Origin of the sequence: Methylobacterium sp. GC_Met_3, from assembly GCF_026540775.1 — a bacterium.
Taxonomy (GTDB): Bacteria; Pseudomonadota; Alphaproteobacteria; order Rhizobiales; family Beijerinckiaceae; genus Methylobacterium.
This window is the reverse complement of record NZ_JALNUL010000003.1, coordinates 52,163-68,238: the sequence shown is the minus strand read 5'-3', so window position 1 is coordinate 68,238 and position 16,076 is coordinate 52,163. Positions and strand designations below refer to the sequence as shown.

At 66.5% G+C, this 16,076-nt stretch carries 16 protein-coding genes; 11 read left to right on the top strand and 5 right to left on the bottom strand.

Annotation, left to right across the window (positions count from 1 at the left end):
* Positions 1–297: 297 nt before the first annotated feature.
* The 9 genes from OXS27_RS05710 (at position 298) to OXS27_RS05670 (ending at position 9,063) form a co-directional block, all read left to right on the top strand.
* Positions 298–1,449 carry an ABC transporter substrate-binding protein gene (locus OXS27_RS05710; RefSeq protein ID WP_243919675.1) on the top strand — a complete coding sequence of 384 codons (1,152 nt, stop codon included), beginning with the start codon at positions 298–300 and terminating at the stop codon, positions 1,447–1,449.
* A gap of 135 nt (positions 1,450–1,584) precedes the next feature.
* Positions 1,585–2,568 (top strand): YVTN family beta-propeller repeat protein, encoded by a 984-nt coding sequence (locus OXS27_RS05705; RefSeq protein ID WP_267354905.1) that lies wholly within the window; start codon positions 1,585–1,587, stop codon positions 2,566–2,568.
* A 128-nt stretch (positions 2,569–2,696) separates the two neighbouring features.
* Positions 2,697–3,122, top strand: a complete 426-nt coding sequence (locus tag OXS27_RS05700; RefSeq protein ID WP_267355305.1) for a hypothetical protein — start codon at positions 2,697–2,699, stop codon at positions 3,120–3,122.
* Positions 3,122–3,364 carry a hypothetical protein gene (locus OXS27_RS05695; RefSeq protein WP_243919449.1) on the top strand — a complete coding sequence of 81 codons (243 nt, stop codon included), beginning with the start codon at positions 3,122–3,124 and terminating at the stop codon, positions 3,362–3,364. The genes OXS27_RS05700 and OXS27_RS05695 overlap by 1 nt, the downstream gene beginning before the upstream one ends.
* A complete protein-coding gene (locus tag OXS27_RS05690) occupies positions 3,361–4,104 on the top strand; it encodes an ABC transporter ATP-binding protein (RefSeq protein WP_267354903.1) in 744 nt (247 codons plus the stop codon). Before OXS27_RS05695 ends, OXS27_RS05690 begins: the two co-directional genes overlap by 4 nt.
* Before the next feature lie 43 nt (positions 4,105–4,147).
* A complete protein-coding gene (locus OXS27_RS05685) occupies positions 4,148–5,041 on the top strand; it encodes an ABC transporter permease (protein WP_243919445.1) in 894 nt (297 codons plus the stop codon).
* 14 nt (positions 5,042–5,055) lie between these two features.
* Positions 5,056–5,694: a hypothetical protein gene (locus tag OXS27_RS05680; RefSeq protein ID WP_243919443.1), complete on the top strand. Its 639-nt coding sequence runs from the start codon at positions 5,056–5,058 to the stop codon at positions 5,692–5,694.
* Positions 5,695–5,950: 256 nt separating this feature from the next.
* The gene (locus OXS27_RS05675) at positions 5,951–8,515 is read left to right on the top strand and encodes a TonB-dependent receptor (RefSeq protein ID WP_267354900.1); all 2,565 of its coding nucleotides are present in this window, start codon (positions 5,951–5,953) and stop codon (positions 8,513–8,515) included.
* 194 nt (positions 8,516–8,709) lie between these two features.
* Positions 8,710–9,063, top strand: a complete 354-nt coding sequence (locus OXS27_RS05670) for a hypothetical protein (protein ID WP_243919439.1) — start codon at positions 8,710–8,712, stop codon at positions 9,061–9,063.
* 56 nt (positions 9,064–9,119) lie between these two features.
* Here the strand turns inward: OXS27_RS05670 and OXS27_RS05665 are convergent, their stop codons facing one another.
* The 4 genes from OXS27_RS05665 to OXS27_RS05650 all read right to left on the bottom strand — a co-directional run bounded on the left by OXS27_RS05665 (position 9,120) and on the right by OXS27_RS05650 (position 14,066).
* Positions 9,120–10,640: an undecaprenyl-phosphate glucose phosphotransferase gene (locus tag OXS27_RS05665; RefSeq protein WP_267354898.1), complete on the bottom strand. Its 1,521-nt coding sequence runs from the start codon at positions 10,638–10,640 to the stop codon at positions 9,120–9,122.
* A gap of 145 nt (positions 10,641–10,785) precedes the next feature.
* Positions 10,786–11,985 carry a glycosyltransferase family 4 protein gene (locus tag OXS27_RS05660; RefSeq protein WP_267354896.1) on the bottom strand — a complete coding sequence of 400 codons (1,200 nt, stop codon included), beginning with the start codon at positions 11,983–11,985 and terminating at the stop codon, positions 10,786–10,788.
* 131 nt (positions 11,986–12,116) lie between these two features.
* Positions 12,117–12,800, bottom strand: a complete 684-nt coding sequence (locus tag OXS27_RS05655) for a hemolysin III family protein (RefSeq protein WP_267355303.1) — start codon at positions 12,798–12,800, stop codon at positions 12,117–12,119.
* A gap of 150 nt (positions 12,801–12,950) precedes the next feature.
* On the bottom strand, positions 12,951–14,066 hold the full coding sequence (locus OXS27_RS05650) for a COX15/CtaA family protein (RefSeq protein WP_267354895.1): 1,116 nt from the start codon (positions 14,064–14,066) through the stop codon (positions 12,951–12,953).
* A 177-nt stretch (positions 14,067–14,243) separates the two neighbouring features.
* On the opposite strand from OXS27_RS05650, the gene OXS27_RS05645 reads away from it, so the two are divergent.
* Both OXS27_RS05645 and OXS27_RS05640 read left to right on the top strand, forming a co-directional pair.
* The gene (locus OXS27_RS05645) at positions 14,244–14,450 is read left to right on the top strand and encodes a DUF2842 domain-containing protein (RefSeq protein WP_243919435.1); all 207 of its coding nucleotides are present in this window, start codon (positions 14,244–14,246) and stop codon (positions 14,448–14,450) included.
* Between the two features lie 83 nt (positions 14,451–14,533).
* Positions 14,534–14,872, top strand: coding sequence for a hypothetical protein (locus OXS27_RS05640; RefSeq protein ID WP_243919434.1), 339 nt, complete (start codon positions 14,534–14,536; stop codon positions 14,870–14,872).
* Positions 14,873–14,878: 6 nt separating this feature from the next.
* On the opposite strand, the gene OXS27_RS05635 is transcribed toward OXS27_RS05640, so the two are convergent.
* The gene (locus tag OXS27_RS05635; protein ID WP_267354892.1) at positions 14,879–15,940 is read right to left on the bottom strand and encodes a polysaccharide deacetylase family protein; all 1,062 of its coding nucleotides are present in this window, start codon (positions 15,938–15,940) and stop codon (positions 14,879–14,881) included.
* Positions 15,941–16,076: the final 136 nt, after the last annotated feature.

Below are 16,076 nucleotides of genomic sequence, written 5' to 3'. Positions count from 1 at the left end.
GGGCGGGGCGTTCCTCTCGACAATCCGGCCGCTTCGGACGACCTCTATCGGGCCATAGGTCGGGCGACGGGACACTTTGGCAATGTACTTCCCCGTCGGCCTGATCCACGACGGGCTTAAGTACACCCGGTCATCCGGTCGTCGGGAACGTGAACGGCGCAACCGCAAGCCGCAATTGAGCGGCTGGGACGGAAACTGATAGAGGCCGTGCCTATGCACAATCCTGCAGCCGTAAGACGCGTCGGACGGACGGCAAGGCGGCGCTGGCTCCGGGCCGGCCTCACCCTGCTGGCGCTGATGCCGTTCGCGGCCCGGGCGCAGAAGCCGGCGACGGAATCCATCGAGACCCATATTGGCCTGATCTACCGGCCTCAGCCCGCCCCATCCTCGTACGACGCGGAGGCCGCGCCCGAGGACGAGGGGCTCGCCGGCGCCAAGATGGGCATCGCCGACAACAATACGACCGGCCGCTTCACCAAGCAGACCTACGTCCTCGACGACGTGGCGCTGACGGACGACAAGCCAGATCCGATCGCCGCCGCCAGGGACCTCGTCGGGAAAGGCATCCGCTACCTCGTCCTGGCTCTGCCGGCCGACGCGGTATTGGCAGTGTCCGACGCGGTGAAGGACACGGGCGCCGTGGTGCTCAATGCCGGCGCCGCCGACGACCGGCTGCGCGGTGCCGATTGCCGGGCCAACGTGTTCCACATCCTCCCGTCCCGGGCGATGCTCACCGATGCCTTGGCGCAATACCTCACGGCCATGCGCTGGCGGAAAATCTTCCTGATCGTCGGCCCGACCGATGCCGACAAGGCCTACGCGGACGCCGTGCGCAACTCCGCGCGAAAATTCGCCCTCAAGATCACGGCGGAAAAACCGTGGACTTTCGGGCCCCTGGCCAAGGCGCGAGGCGACACCCCGACCCGCGCGGAAGCGATGGTCTTCACCCGGGGCCTCGACTACGACATGGCGATCGTGGCCGACGAAGAGGGTGATTGGGGCGACTACGTTCCCTATCGCACGGTCGACCCGCGGCCGGTCGGTGGCACGCAGGCACTGACTCCGACCACGTGGTCCCCGGTTCTCGAGACCTGGGGGGCCGCGCAGGCGCAAAACCGGTTCCGCAGGCTCGCCGGACGGCTGATGCGGCCGCTCGACTATCAGGTCTGGGCTGCGGTGCGGACGGTGGGCGAGGCCGTGACCGCCAGGAAGACCAACGATCCGGCGGTGATCGCGCCGTACCTCGCGGAGCCCGCATTCACCCTGCCAGCCTACAAGGGCGTGCCGCTGAGCTTCCGCCCCTGGGACCATCAGCTGCGGCAGGCGATCATCGTGGTGCAGCCGAAGGCGCTGGTCTCAGTGGCGCCCGAGCAGGGTTTCCTGCACCAGCGAACGCCGCTCGATACGCTGGGTGTGGATCTTCCGGAGACCACCTGCAAGTTCAAGTGACCGAGCGCCTGCGGCGTTGACGAGCGCGCCGGACCCTCGCAACGCGCGGATATCGCACTACTATTGGCCCGCGAGAACGTCCCCGGGCAGAGCGCTCACACGGGGCGCCGGGACGACGCAAGGGAAGGGAATGGCATGAGCCGCCGCATCGAGGCAGGACTGAGCGTTGTCGCCCTCGGTACATGGTTCGCCCTATGCGGGCCGGCCGCCGCCTTCACCGCGTATGTTACCAACGAAAAGGGCAACTCGGTCAGCGTCATCGACGCCAACACGATGGCGGTGACCGCCACGTGGAAGGTCGGCCGGCGCCCCCGCGGCGTTACCGTGTCCAAGGACGGCAAGGAGCTGTTCGTCTGCGCGAGCGACGACGACCGGATCGACGTGCTCGACACCAGCACCGGCAAGGTGGTGCGCTCGCTCCGCTCGGGGCCGGATCCGGAGCAGTTCATCCTCGATGCCTCGGGCAACCCGCTCTACGTCGCCAACGAGGACGACAGCCAGGTCACGATCATCGACATCGAGAAGAACAAGGTGCTGGCCGAGGTGCCGGTCGGCGTCGAGCCGGAGGGGATGGGCCTGTCGCCGGACGGGAAGATCCTGGTCAACACCTCCGAGACGACCAACATGGCCCACTTCATCGACACGAAGACCTTCCAGGTCATCGACAACGTGCTGGTGGATGCGCGGCCGCGCTTCGCTGAGTTCACGGCCGACGGGAAGTTCCTGTGGGTCTCGGCCGAGGTCGGCGGCACGGTCAGCGTGATCGACGTGGCCCAGCGCCGAGTGATCAAGAAGATCACCTTCAAGATCCCGAGCGTGAATGACGAGGCGATCCAGCCCGTCGGTATCCGGATCACCAAGGACGGGACCAAGGCCTTCGTGGCGCTCGGCCCCGCCAACCGGGTCGCGGTGATCGACGCCAAGACCTACACGGTCGAGAAGTATCTCCCAGTGGGCCAACGTGTCTGGCAGCTCGCCTTAACGCCGGACCAGAAGCAGCTGTTCACCACGAACGGCACCTCGAACGATGTCTCGGTGATCGACGTGGCCTCCGAGAAGGTGATCAAGAGCATCCCGGTCGGCCTGCTGCCGTGGGGCGTGGCGATCTCGCCGAATTGATCCGAGACCACATTAATGGACACCGGTTCGGCGCAAGAGACCGCGCAATAAAAAGCGCTAAGAGCCGCGCATTATTGCAAAGCGATCGGGCACGGTCCTCAAAGAGGGTGGGAAGCGACACGATGCGGATGTTTCGATTGGCGGCCCTCGCCGGCGCCGGGCTGCTCGCGGCCGGTCCGGCCCTCGCGCTGGATCTGACCAAGAAGCGCGAGAACCTGCCCGATCTCGTCCTCGGCGACGATCAGGGCAATGATTTCGCCGTCGAGAACAAGGACATCACGCTCGAATCCGGCAAGGCCTATCGTCTGCGGATCGTCGCCAAGGGGCATCAGGAGTACAAATTCTACGCGCCCGAGTTCTTCCGGTTCATCTGGTTCAATCAGATCGTGATCGAGCACAAGGAGATCCACGGCGGCGGCCCGCCCGATCACTTGGAGTTCGACGATCCGGGTGAGATCGCCATCGAGTTCGTGGCAATCAAGCCGGGCACCTACATCTGGACGGCGCACGGCCTCGAGTCGAAGGGCATGACTGGCACGTTGACGGTGAAGTGATGCGTGCGATCCTGTTTGCCTCGACCCTGATCCTCGCCGGACCCGCGTTCGCCGCCGATGATGCCTCAACCTGCGCTGAAGGCATCGCGATGATTCGCGACGCCCTGGCGCTGAACCCGCCCGAAGCCGCACTGCCCAAGCTCCGCAAGGCCCTGCGCGTCGCCGAGCGGGAGCAGAAGGAGGGCGAATTCGACGAGTGCCTCGACGCCGTCGCCGAAGCCCGGAAGGTGCTCGGCCGATGAGTGCCGAGGCGGCCCTTCGGGTCGAGCAGGTCGGCCACCGCTTCGGCACCCGGGCGGCGCTGGACGACGTATCGCTCGACGTGGGGCGCGGACGCTTCGCGGCCCTACTCGGGCCGAACGGGGCGGGCAAGACCACGCTGTTCTCGGTGATTACCCGTCTCTACAACAACCAGACCGGGCGGGTTTCGATCTTCGGCCACGCGCTCGACCGCGAGCCCTCTCGGGCGCTCGCGCGGCTCGGCGTGGTGTTCCAAGCGCGTACGCTCGATACCGATCTGACCGTCGAGCAGAACCTCCTGTACCATGCGAGCCTGCACGGCATTGCCCGCAGCGCCGGGAAGGAGCGGGTCGGCGTGCTCCTCGATCGGGTCGGGCTCGCTGATCGGCGGCACGACAAGGTTCGTACGCTTTCGGGCGGGCAGTCGCGCCGAATCGAGATTGCGCGCTCGCTGATCCACCGGCCGGACCTGCTGTTGCTCGACGAGCCGACGGTCGGCCTTGATCTCGAATCGCGCGCCGATATCGTCGCGATCGTGCGCGCTCTGGTGCGCGAGGAGGGCCTGTCGGTCCTCTGGGCGACCCATATCTTCGAAGAGATTTTGCCTGACGACGACGCGATCGTTCTCCATCGCGGCCGGATCGTCGCCCGCGGCCGGGCCGGCGATATCGGCGCGCCCGGGGAAGCGCTCGCCGACGCGTTCCGCCGCATCGTGGCGGAGCCGGGGAGGGTGGCGGCGTGAGGATGCAGATGGGCGACGTGCCGCAGGATCGAGGACGGCATCCATGACGGCGCCGACGCACGTCTCAACGCCGGTCGCGCCGGTGATCGACCGAGCCGCTTCGGCCCGGATCGGCCGCCTCGATTCAGTCGGCTACCTGATCTGCCTCGGCGGCATCGTCCGCCGCGAACTGCTGCGCTTCTTCAATCAGAAGGAACGGTTCTTCTCGGCTTTGGTCCGGCCGCTCGTGTGGCTGTTCATCTTCGCGGCGGGCTTCCGTAACACGCTCGGCGTCTCGATCGAGCCGCCCTACCAGACCTACGTGCTCTACGAGGTCTACGTGGTGCCTGGGCTGGCCGTGATGATCCAGCTGTTCAACGGCATGCAATCGTCGCTCTCGATGGTCTACGACCGCGAGGTCGGCTCCATGAAGGTGCTGCTGACCTCGCCCTATCCGCGCTGGCTGCTGTTGCTCGCCAAGCTGATCGCGGGCGTCGCCGTCTCGGTCGTTCAGGCCTATGCGTTCCTGGCGGTCGCGTATTTCTGGGAGACCGATATCCCGCCGCTCGGCTACCTGACGGCACTCCCGGCCTTCCTGGCCTCGGGGCTGATGCTCGGGGCGATCGGCCTGTTCCTGTCCTCGCTGGTGCGCCAGCTTGAGAACTTCGCCAGCGTGATGAACTTCGTGATCTTCCCGATGTTCTTCGCCTCCTCGGCCCTCTACCCCCTGTGGCGGATCCGGGAATCCTCCGAGACCCTTTACTGGATCTGCGAGCTGAACCCGTTCAGCCACGCGGTCCAGCTCGTCCGTTTCGCCCTCTACGTCCAGTTCGAGCCCGTCGCCTGCGCCGTGGTTGTGGGCGTGACGCTCGCGTTTTTCGGCATGGCGGTGGTCGCCTACGACCCCGGCCGCGGCATCATGGCCCGGCGCGGCGGCCCGGCTGGCGAGACCCCCTGATGGAGCCCGTTTTGATGAACCGTATCGCCTGCCATCTTCTGGGCACCGCTCTCGGCCTATCGCTCCTGGCCGGACCGGCCCTGGCTCAGCCCAAGACCGACCCGGATTGGCCCTGCGTCCAGCGCAAGGTTTCGTCGCTCAGCCCCGGCCAGTTTTGGACCGGGCCCGATGTTGCGGCAGCCGGCGATTGGGGCAGCGACAACAACGCCGCCGTGCTGGCGCAGAAGATCGCCTCGCGCCGCACCGAGCTGTCGCAGGTCGGTCCGCTTCTGGATGACTTCGCCAACACGTTCGGCGCCGACAAGGATGCCAAGGACAAGGCCCTGACCCGGGTCTACGCAGGCGTCTTCGAGGTACTTAACGGCGAACGCGACAAGGTTGTGGGCGGCATCGCGCGTTATGCCCAGGGCCAGCGCCGGATGGCCGAGCGGATCCGCGACGAGGCCGACAAGATCAGCCAGACCAAGGATGCGCCAAGCGCCACGGATGCCACCGAACTGCCCAAGGACCAATCGGAGCTCGAGACGAAGTTCGCCTGGGACCGCCGCATCTTCCAGGAGCGCAGCCAGTCGCTCACCTATGTGTGCGAGGTGCCGCAACTGCTGGAGCAGCGATTGGGTGAGATTGCTCGGATGATTCAGGCGAAGCTCTGATCGGTCGATCAGGAGCCCGGCGGCTTTGCCGAATACTCCCGCCTAGGCTTGCCGAATTGTCCGTAAGTCGCTGAAAAATCAAGAAAAAGTGTTGCGACTACGCCACGGGCCGGGGCGTTCCACGATCCCGGCACCGAAATGGATCCGAAAAGGCCTCGCGGACCATCAGGTCCGATTGTGAACGTCCGATCGACCCGCCATGAGTATTGCCAAGCCCGGGACAACCGGTAGCTGATCTCAAGGCAGGGGAAATGCAATGTCACGTCGGGCGCTTCGGAGCGGCTTGCTCGCGTCTGCTTCAGTGTTGGCGCTTTCGGTCGCCCCGGGTGCAGTACAGGCTCAGCAATCGGTAACGCTGGGCGAGATCAGCGTCGTCTCGACATCACCGGTCGGGGCGGGCGGTGGCAATTCGAGCGGCGCTCAGAACCTCAACACGCTCGGCCAGATCGTGCCGACCGCGCCCGCCGGCCCGATCCGCCTGCGTGGCTCCGAGCAGCCGCTCAACAAGATCCCCAGCACAGTTCAAACGGTAACGCCCCGCCAGATCGACGTCGACCGCGGCACCGACAACATCCTCGCCACCTTCGCCCGTGCGACCCCCGGCGTGAACATCAGCGACTCGCAGGGCAACAGCAACCGCGCGGATCTCAATTACCGCGGCTTCACCGCCTCCCCGGTGCAGGGCGTGCCGCAGGGTCTCGCCGTCTATCAGAACGGCATCCGCATCAACGAGGCCTTCGGCGACGTCGTCAATTTCGACCTGATCCCGCCGCAGGCGATCCAGCGCATCGACGTGGTCACCGGCAACCCGGTCTTCGGCCTCAACGCCATCGGCGGCGCGGTTAACATCCAGATGAAGAACGGCTTCACCTGGCAGGGCACCGAGATCTCGGCCTGGGGCGGATCCGATGCGCGTACCGCCGGCTACCTGCAATACGGCAAGGTGTCGGACAACTGGAGCTTCTACTTCACCGGCGACGGCCTGAACGACCGCGGCTGGCGCTACGAGAACCCGAGCACGATCGGGCGACTCTACGCGGATCTGGGCTACCGCTCGCAGGATTCGGAGTTCCACCTGATCGGGCTCGCCGCCCGCAGCTTCTACGGCGCGGCGGCCGCGACCCCGGTGGATTTCACCCATGTCGATCCCCGGGCGATCTTCACCAATCCGCAGACGCAGACCACGCAGGTCGGTTCGCTGCAATTGACTGGCCGGGTCGACATCTCGCCGACTTGGGACCTCGCCGGCAATGCGTATTACCGGCGCTTCAGCGAGCGCTACGTCGACGGCAACGACGGCAACTTCGAGAATTGCAGTTCACGCTCCAGCTTCCGCGGCTCCCTGTGCTACGAGGATGACGGCTTCAGCCCGTCCGCCGGCCAGTCGCAGAACGCGTTCCGCAACCAGTTCCTGCTGCTCGGCCAGCAGAACCAACGGATCCCGTTCCGGGCCGGCATCCCGTACGGGACGATCGACACCACGCAGACGGAATCGCAGGGCTATGGCGGCTCGCTGCAGGCGGCCAACCGTGACCGGATCTTCGGCCTGCCCAACAGCTTCGTGATCGGCGGCAGCGTCGATGCGGCCGATTACTCGTTCAAGTCGTCGAGCACCCTCGGGGTGATCAACCCGAATCTCTCGATCACGACGGACCCGAACAACCCGTATTACGGCACCATTCCGAGTCTCGGCACGCCTTACATCCGGACGGCCGGCGCACTCGGCATCGCCCCCAGCTCGGTGCAGGGCTCGAACCTGTATCTCGGGCTCTACGCCACCGACACGCTCGACCTGACCGACCGCCTGTCGCTCACCGCGGGCTTCCGGCTCAACTACGCGCATATCCGCTCGGTCGATCAAACCGGCTTCTCGCCGGATGTCACGGGCACGCACGAGTTCACCAAGGTCAACCCGTTGGCGGGCCTGACCTACCAGTTCGACCCGGCGCTCAATCTCTACGGCAGCTACTCCGAGTCGAACCGGGCACCGACGCCGCTCGAACTCGCCTGCGCCAATCCCGATCGGCCCTGCCTGCTGCCGAACTCGCTGGTGGCCGACCCGCCGCTCAAGCAGGTCACCGGCCAGACCTACGAGGTCGGCTTCCGCGGCGTGATCCCGAGCTTCCTCTCGGGTGGCGCCCTGACCTACAAGGCCGGCGTCTTCCGCACCGACCTGACCAACGACATCATCCAAATCGCCGTCGCCGGCAACGCCGCGCGGGCCTACTTCGTGAACGTACCTTCGACCCGGCGGCAGGGCATCGAGGTCAGCACCGAATATGTCGTGACCCCCGAGCTGCTGGTCTACGCCAACTACGCGCTGATAGACGCCACCTACCAGTTCAACCAGACGCTGTCCTCGCCCAACAACCCGTTCTCCGATGACGGGGCCATCAATGTCCGCAAGGGTAACAAGCTGCCCCTGATCCCGGATCATCAGATCAAGACCGGGTTCGAGTACAACATCACCCCGAACTGGCGGTTCGGCCTCAACGTCTCGGCCTTCTCGTCGTCCTACTTCCGCGGCGACGAATCGAACCTGAACCGCAAGCTGCCGGCCTACTACGTGATGAACCTGACGACGAAGTATCAGGTCACCAAGAACCTGGAGATCTTCGGGCTGATCACCAACCTGACCAATAACCGCTATGCGACGTTCGGCACCTTCGCAGAGCGGGGATCGATCGCCGGCAACCTGTCGATTAACGACCCGCGGACCACGACCCTGGCCCAGCCGCTCTCGGTCTATGCCGGCCTGACCTATCGCTTCGGTGCCGATCCGGTGCCGATGGCGCCGGAGCCGATCATCCGCAAGTACTGACACCACAAGCGACAGGGGCGGGCGCCTCCCGCGGTCTTCGGGCCGCGCGGGGCGCCCGTCTGCGTTTGGAGGTCGCCGTGCGGCCTCCTGTCTCGGGAACGGGCCAGTGCGCCCGGAGTCTCCTCGGTGAGTCGGCTGAGCCCTTGTCGGAGCTCGCGCGCCGAACGAACCGCAATGCCTGGAGACCTGTCTCGATGATGTTCCGTTTTGCCGTCGCAGCCCTAACCCTCGCCGCAGCCACGCCCGCCCTCGCGACACCCTGCGCCGACGAGGTCAGCACCCTGCAGCGGCGGCTCGATAGCGCCGGCGCGGCCATGGTGACGGGCAAGACTCCGCCCGGCGGCGTGACCTCCTCGGATTCACCGAAGGCGCTCGATAAGCCGCCGGCCCTGACCCAGTCGGACGCGGCCGTGAAGCCGACCGCCGCAGGCGTCGAGGAAGCCAAGAAGCTGGTCGCCAAAGCAGGTGAGCAGGACAAGGCCGGCGACGCACAGGGCTGCCGCGACACGATCATGAAGGCCAAGGAGAAGGCCGGCGCGCTGCCGTAGTCGCAAGCATGACGCGGCCCCGACCGGATTTCGGTCGGGGCCGCGTGTCGGCGCGCTCAATAGGCGTTCTCGGTCTTGAGCAGCGCGAAAGGCGTGGTTGCCAGGATCTGGAGGTCGAGGAGTACCGACCAGTTCTCGATGTAGTAGAGGTCGTGCTCGACCCGCCGCTGTAGTTTCTCGGACGTGTCGGTCTCGCCGCGCCAGCCGTTGACCTGAGCCCAGCCAGTGATGCCGGGCTTCACCTTGTGGCGGGCGAAGTAACCGTCGACAACTTGGTCATACAGGGTGTTGGCCGCCTTAGCTTGCAGGGCGTGCGGCCGCGGGCCGACGAGCGAGAGATCACCCTTCAGAACGTTGAACAGCTGCGGCAGCTCATCGAGCGAGGTCTTGCGGATGAAGCGGCCCACCGGCGTGACGCGCGGGTCGCCACGGGTCACCATCTTTGAGGCTCCCGCGTCGCACTGATCGACATACATCGAGCGGAACTTGAACACCTCGATCAACTCGTTGTTGAAGCCATGGCGCTTCTGCCGGAACAGCACCGGCCCGCGCGAGCTGAGGCGCACGGCGAGCGCCACGCTCATCATCACCGGCGACAAGGCGAGCAGCATCAGCAGGCCGACGCAGCGGTCGAACAGCGCTTTGACCACGACATCCCAATCCGCAATCGGCTTGTCGAACACGTCGAGCACCGGCACCGAGCCGAGATAGGAGTAGCTGCGCGGCCGCAGACGCAGCTTGGCCGCATGGGCCGAGAGCCGGATGTCGATCGGGAGCACCCAGAGCTTGGCGAGCATCTGCAGGATGCGCGCTTCGGCGGTGATGGGAATGGTGAAAACGATCAGGTCGAGCCGCGCATGCCGCGCGTAGGCCACAAGGTCGTCGACATTGCCGAGCTTCGGATGGCCCGCCACCACGTCCGACGATCGGTCCGTGTTGCGGTCGTCGAAGACGCCGACGATGCGGATACCGCTGTCGCTCTGCGCCTCAAGGGCTGCGATCAGGTCCTCCGCCGGCTTGCCGCCGCCCACGATCGCGGTGCGCCGGTCGAACCGGCCCGCGCGGGTCTGCGCCTCGACGACCCGAAAGAGGATGAAGCGCCCGATCAGCAGCGCGCCGAGCCCCGTGCCGTAAAAGGTCGCCAGCCACAGCCGTGAGTAATGGTCGGCGACTTTGGCGAGCACCAAGCCCGCCGCCACCACCAGGAAGGTCAGCGACCACGCGGTGGTGATCCGGATCGCGCTCTTGAAGAAGGTGCGGAACGCGGCGACCCGGTAACAACCCGCGGTCTGGAGCAGGGCGACCGTGATCACGGCGATACACCCGATCGCCCCGGCATAGGTCACGCCGAAGGCCACCCGCCCATACAGCATGACGAGGTGGAGCAACGCACCGAGGCCGTAGATCAGGGCACCTTCCAGCGCACGGACCAGCCCGGCAACCACGACCGGCGAGATCGCAGTGCGGCCCGGAACGGCTGTCTCGGCCAGCGGCACCACAGCGTCGGCGCGATGGTGGGGTTGCGCTTCAAGAGGAGTGGCGGCCTCGAGAAGATCGCGGATGTCGAACGCACTCATCGAACGGCCCTCTTCCGCGCCAGCCGGCGGTTTCCTCAATCACAGCGTGGCACGGGGCATTGTCGGAAGACTTAAGACCACGCCACCCGCGACGTTATTGATCGTCGGGGCGCGGGTGGCTGGTCACGCAGACCCAGTCCGCGGGTCAGGCTGTCCGTGGCGCCGCGAGTTCCGGAACCTTGACGGTGCGACGGTCGGCGCGGGCCTGGAACGCGGCGGCGTAGCCCGAGATCACTTCGATGCCCATGCGCTCCAGGGAGAAGCGTTGGTGAACCGACGTGCTGAGCGCCTGCACCCGGGCGTCGAGCGCTTCCGGCGCTTCATCGAGGACCCGACGGATGCCGGAGGCGAGGCCCTCGGGGTCGCGAGGCGGAATGAGATCGCCCGCCGCCTGCCCGAAGATCTCGGGGATCCCGCCGACCCGGGTGGCGACCAGCGGCTGCCCAGCGGCGGCGGCCTCCAGAACCACGTAGGGCAGCGATTCCGCGAGGGAGGGGACCACCAGGATCCGGCCCCGCGCCAAGACGGATCGGATCGCCTGCGGCGGCTCGAACGAGACGGCCTCACCCAATCCGAGACGGTCGACGTTCTGCCGCAGGATCTCGGCGTCCGGCCCGGACCCGACCATCAGCAGGCGCAACGCCCGGCCTTCCGCCCGAAGCTGAACGAGGGCCTCGAGCAGGTAGGGCAGGCCCTTCGCCTCCCGCAGCTCACCGACGTAGAGCAGATCGAAGGGGTCCTCGACCCGCGCTACGAGTTCGAACTCGGCGTCGGCGAGGCCGTTATGGACGATGCGCGTCACCTGTTCCGGGCCGCCGACGAAGCGTCGGTGGCGACCGGCGACGTACTCGCTCTCGAACAGGAACGCGTCGGTCCGGCGGGCCAGGACCGCTTCGGCGCCCATGTAGAGGCGGTGCAACGCGGTGCCGGGCCGATAGTTGTAGCTGCCGCCATGGGGCGTGTAGCTGCGGATCGCTGCGCTGCTCCGGGCGAGCCTAGCATAGGCGCCACCCTTCGCGCCATGGCCGTGGAGGACATCGGCACCCACCATGGCCGCCCGCCGGCCGACCGCCTTCAGGCATCCCCAATCGGAGCGATCCGGATTGCGCCGCATCGGGATCCGGACGAGGCCGAGTTCGAGGCAGGGCAGGAGGTCGGCCAGCGCCCGCTCGCCGCGCTCGCCGCCGGTCGTCGAGTCGCAGATGATCCCCACCGCGTGTCCCGCCGCGGCCTGGAGGCGGGCCAGATCCATCACATGCCGGAAGAGCCCGCCGACGGGAGCCCGGAAGATGTGTAGGATCCGGTAACGCTCTGCGGCTCGAGCATCGTTCGACTTGGCGACCACGGTATCGCTCCCGGTGAAAACTGTTCCGGGATTTATGGAGCGCCAATGGTCGTGGGGCTCTTAAGCGAAGCTCCTCCGCTGCATCCTTTTCATCGACACGGTAAGCAGAGTTTTACTGCCCTGGAAACAAGTCACGTCAACGGTAGACCGTTCAGGCTTTCCCAGATCGTGCCGTAATGGCAGGCGGTGGCGGCTAGCACGAAGCCGTGCCAGATCGCGTTCTGGAAGGGCAATGTCCGCCAGATGTGGAACACCACACCGATCGAGTAGAGCGCGCCGCCGATGGCCAAGAGCCAGAGCGCGGTCGGCTGCAGACTGGCGATCACCGACTCGTAGGCGAACAGGCCGCTCCAGCCGAGCATCAGGTAGAGACCGATGGACAGCCGATCGAACCGCCCGGGCAGGAACAGCTTGACGCCGATCCCGATGAGGGCGACCGCCCAGATCATCGCCAGCAGCAGGTAGGCGCGCGGTCCGGATCCCACGAGGGCGACGAGCGGCGTGTAGGTGCCGGCGATCATCAGGTAGATCAGGGCGTGATCGGCCCGGCGCAGCAGCCATTTGCGTGGGCTGACCGGATACAGATTGTACAGGGCCGAAACGCCGAGCATCAGCACGAGTGCGGTCGCGTACACGACAACGGCGACACGCTCGCCAACACCGAGATGCGCGGTGAGTGCCGTCGCCACCATCGCGGCGGCGCCGGCCAGCCCGAGGACAACGCCGAGACCGTGGATCACGCCATCCGCCACGATCTCGCGGGGCGTGTAATGCCACGTCAGAGAGAGTGGGCGACCATCCTCCGCGAGAGACATCATCCAGCCTCCTGCCACGCCTGCAGTCTAAAGCTGAAAACGTCTTGATCGTTCCATGTGCAGAGTGCTGAGCGGGAGTTATCCCGAGGATTCACATGAGACCCTATAGCTCTCGTGCAATGCAGCAGCATCGCCGCATTGCAGGAAAGACTAAACGCCGCGTCCAGCGAGCCCCTCGAAGCCGATCGGTGGATCTGACGGCACAAATCGCACCCGGGCGATTCCCAATCCGACCGCGCGGCTGAGGCGGGCGTGGACCGTCGCCATGATCAGGACCGCCATCGCCAGAACCTGATGGGCCAGCGCTGCCCAGAGCGGGATTGCGAGCAGCAGTGTCGCGACACCGAGCGCCGCTTGGGCTGATGCCAGAACGGCCACGCCTGCCGCGCGCCCCGCTGCACCGGCCGGTCCGCTGATTTTGGCATCCACCGCATGAAGGATCGCCACGATGATCACGAGGTAGGCAGTCATCCGATGGTCGAACTGAACCAGGGCGTGATTGTCCACGAAGTTCTCGATCCAGGGCCGGATGGCGAACAGGGTATCGGCCGGCGGGACGAGGGCGCCGTCCATCGTCGGCCACGTGTTGTAGACCAAGCCCGCATGCGAGCCTGCGACGAGCCCGCCCAAGAAGATCTGCAAGAGGACCAGCACCGGAAGCAGTACCGCGATCGCGCGCAGGCGAGCCGGTACCGGCTCCAGCGCACGGCCGCGTTCACCCGCCGCGAGCCAGACCAAGCCCGCCAGGATGAGGCTCGCGGTGGTCAGATGAAGCGCGAGCTTGAGCGGGGCCACCGCGGTCATCCCGGGTTGGAGGCCGGACGCCACCATGATCCAGCCAATGGCGCCCTGCAGCCCGCCCAAGACGCCGAGGCCGAGCAGGCCGAGCCCCAGATTGCGGCTGATCCGGCCTTGCCTCCAGAACACGATCAGCGGGAGGAAGAACACGAGACCGATCAGCCGGCCGAGCACCCGGTGACCCCATTCCCAACCGTACAGGACCTTGAAGGCGGAGAGCCCCATTCCCTGGTTGAGGATGCTGTATTGCGGCGTGTCCTTGTACTTGGCGAATTCCGTCGCCCAATCCGTGTCGGAGAGGGGTGGAATGATCCCAGTGACCGGTCGCCACTCGGTGATCGACAAACCCGACCCCGTGAGACGCGTCGCGCCGCCGACAGCCACCATGGCGACCACGAGTGCGGCGACCACGTAGAGCCAGGTCCGGACCGCGCCGGAGCGCGGCTCGCCCGCATCGTTGACAACCATCTGCAGTCCTTCGGCCTAGAACCGGGATGTGCCGATCCTGGCTGCCGGGTTAAAAGATGGATGAGCCCGCAGCAACGTCGGCGGCGCCGCAGCCCGCTGCAGGCTGCGCGTTGCCAAGCCCGCGCGTGAGCGCTAGCCCCTTTGCAGAGGCTCCAAGCAGAACCGCCACGAGACGCCATGCGCCGCCGAACCCGGACCCTGATCGGCACTCTCGCGATCCTGGCCTTCGTCTGCGTCTACGGTCCCCTGGCGATGACCTTGGCGGACAGCCGCATCGCGGAGACGCCAGCTGCGGTGCAGGCCGTGCTCTACTCGATCCTGGGAATCGCTTGGATCTTCCCGCTGATGCCGCTGATCCGTTGGATGGAACGGCCGGATCGCTGACGCGACCCCTCGATTTCGCCGCACTCGAAGATCAGAAGCGATGCGTCCTCGTCCGAGATCGCTGCTTCGTGCTCCGTCCCCCCATGCGCCTCACGCCTCTGGCAGTCCTGATCGTGCTGCTCGCGCCCCTGCCGGCCCTGGCCCAGGGAACCCCGCGTTCGATCGGCGAATGCGAGCGGCTGAAGAACGATCTCGCCTACAATCAGTGCCTGGCTATGTTCGGTCCTGCCGCCAAGAACGTGGCCGGCGGCTTCGCATCCTCCGACACCGCCCCGACGCCCGCCGCCGCGATGGCGGAAGCCATTCCGCAGCTGGAAGAGACGGCCGAGCCCGCGACGAGTGGACGGCGGCGCTACCGTGGGCATCGCGGCCGGCAATATGCCTCGTTCTCGAGCGGGTATCGGCACCGGCGGCGGCGTTAGCGTCCTCTAAGCCACGTTGAGGCGGCGACCTCGGTTCCAGGCCAGGAACGGCACGCCGGAGAGCAGGCCGCCCAGGGCTGCCCGCGTTTGATGGCAGCCGTTGATCGAGACGCGGGGCAGCGCGTGGAGATGCCTAGCGTGGCCCGCGAAGAGATGGCCGGGCCGGGTCGTCACCGCGGTGGCGAAGCCCTGAATCCGGGCTAGCGCGAACTCCCGCGGCCCGGCCGAGCCGGGATCGCCGACCGGGTACGACAGGTGCCGCACGGGCCGGTCGAGCGCCGCCTCGATCCGCGCACGCCCCTCGGCGATCTCTTGGGCAGCGAACGCCTCCGGGTGCTTGGCCAGCATCGGGTGGCTCACCGTGTGCGCCCCGATCGTGACGACGGGATCCTTGGCCAGATCGCGCAGGTCCGCCCAGGACAGGCACAATTCCGACGCGATCTGCCCCGGCTCGAAACCAGCTTGACGACACAGCACCGCGATCCGGGCGAGGAGCTCGGCCTCACCACCGCCGCGCAGGTCGCGATAGATCGCGTCGAAGGCGAGCGCCTTCTCGCCGGGGCTGCGCGCCGGCAGATCGACGCTGCGCGCGCCGAAGTCGATGCGGATGCGATCGAGCCGCGCGATGGCGCGCTCCAATTCGATCCACCAGAGCCGACCTGTCTGATCCGCGAATGCGCTGGTGGCGAATAGCGTCCAAGGGGCGTTATGGCGGGCCAGGACCGGTCGCGCGTGCGCGACATTGTCCCGATAGCCATCATCGAAGGTCAGGACGGCGAAGGGTGGGCCATAGTCGGGTTCGGCGAGGCGTTCCGGTACGGCGTCGAGGCTGATCACCTCGAAGCCGCGGGCATCGAGCTCCCGGAGGGTCAGGTCGAGGAAGTCCGGGGTGATGGACAGCAGGCGGTTCGGCGCGAAGGCCGGCGGCGCGTCCGGACTGACGTGGTGGAAGGTGAGGATCACGCCGAGCCCACGAGACGTCGGAGCCATCCAGCGATCCGCCCCAATCGCCTGGATCGCGCGAAACCCGGTCGCGAAGACGTGATGCTTGGTATCCGACGACAGCATGATCTCACACCGATCAGGCCGATCGGCCCGCAGCCGGCACCCTGCGCGCGTCGCGGTAAACAAAGTTCGAAGACTGTATGGCGGCCGATATGTACGCAACAGAGCGTTAGCCAAATCAAGTTTTTGAGCCCCCGCC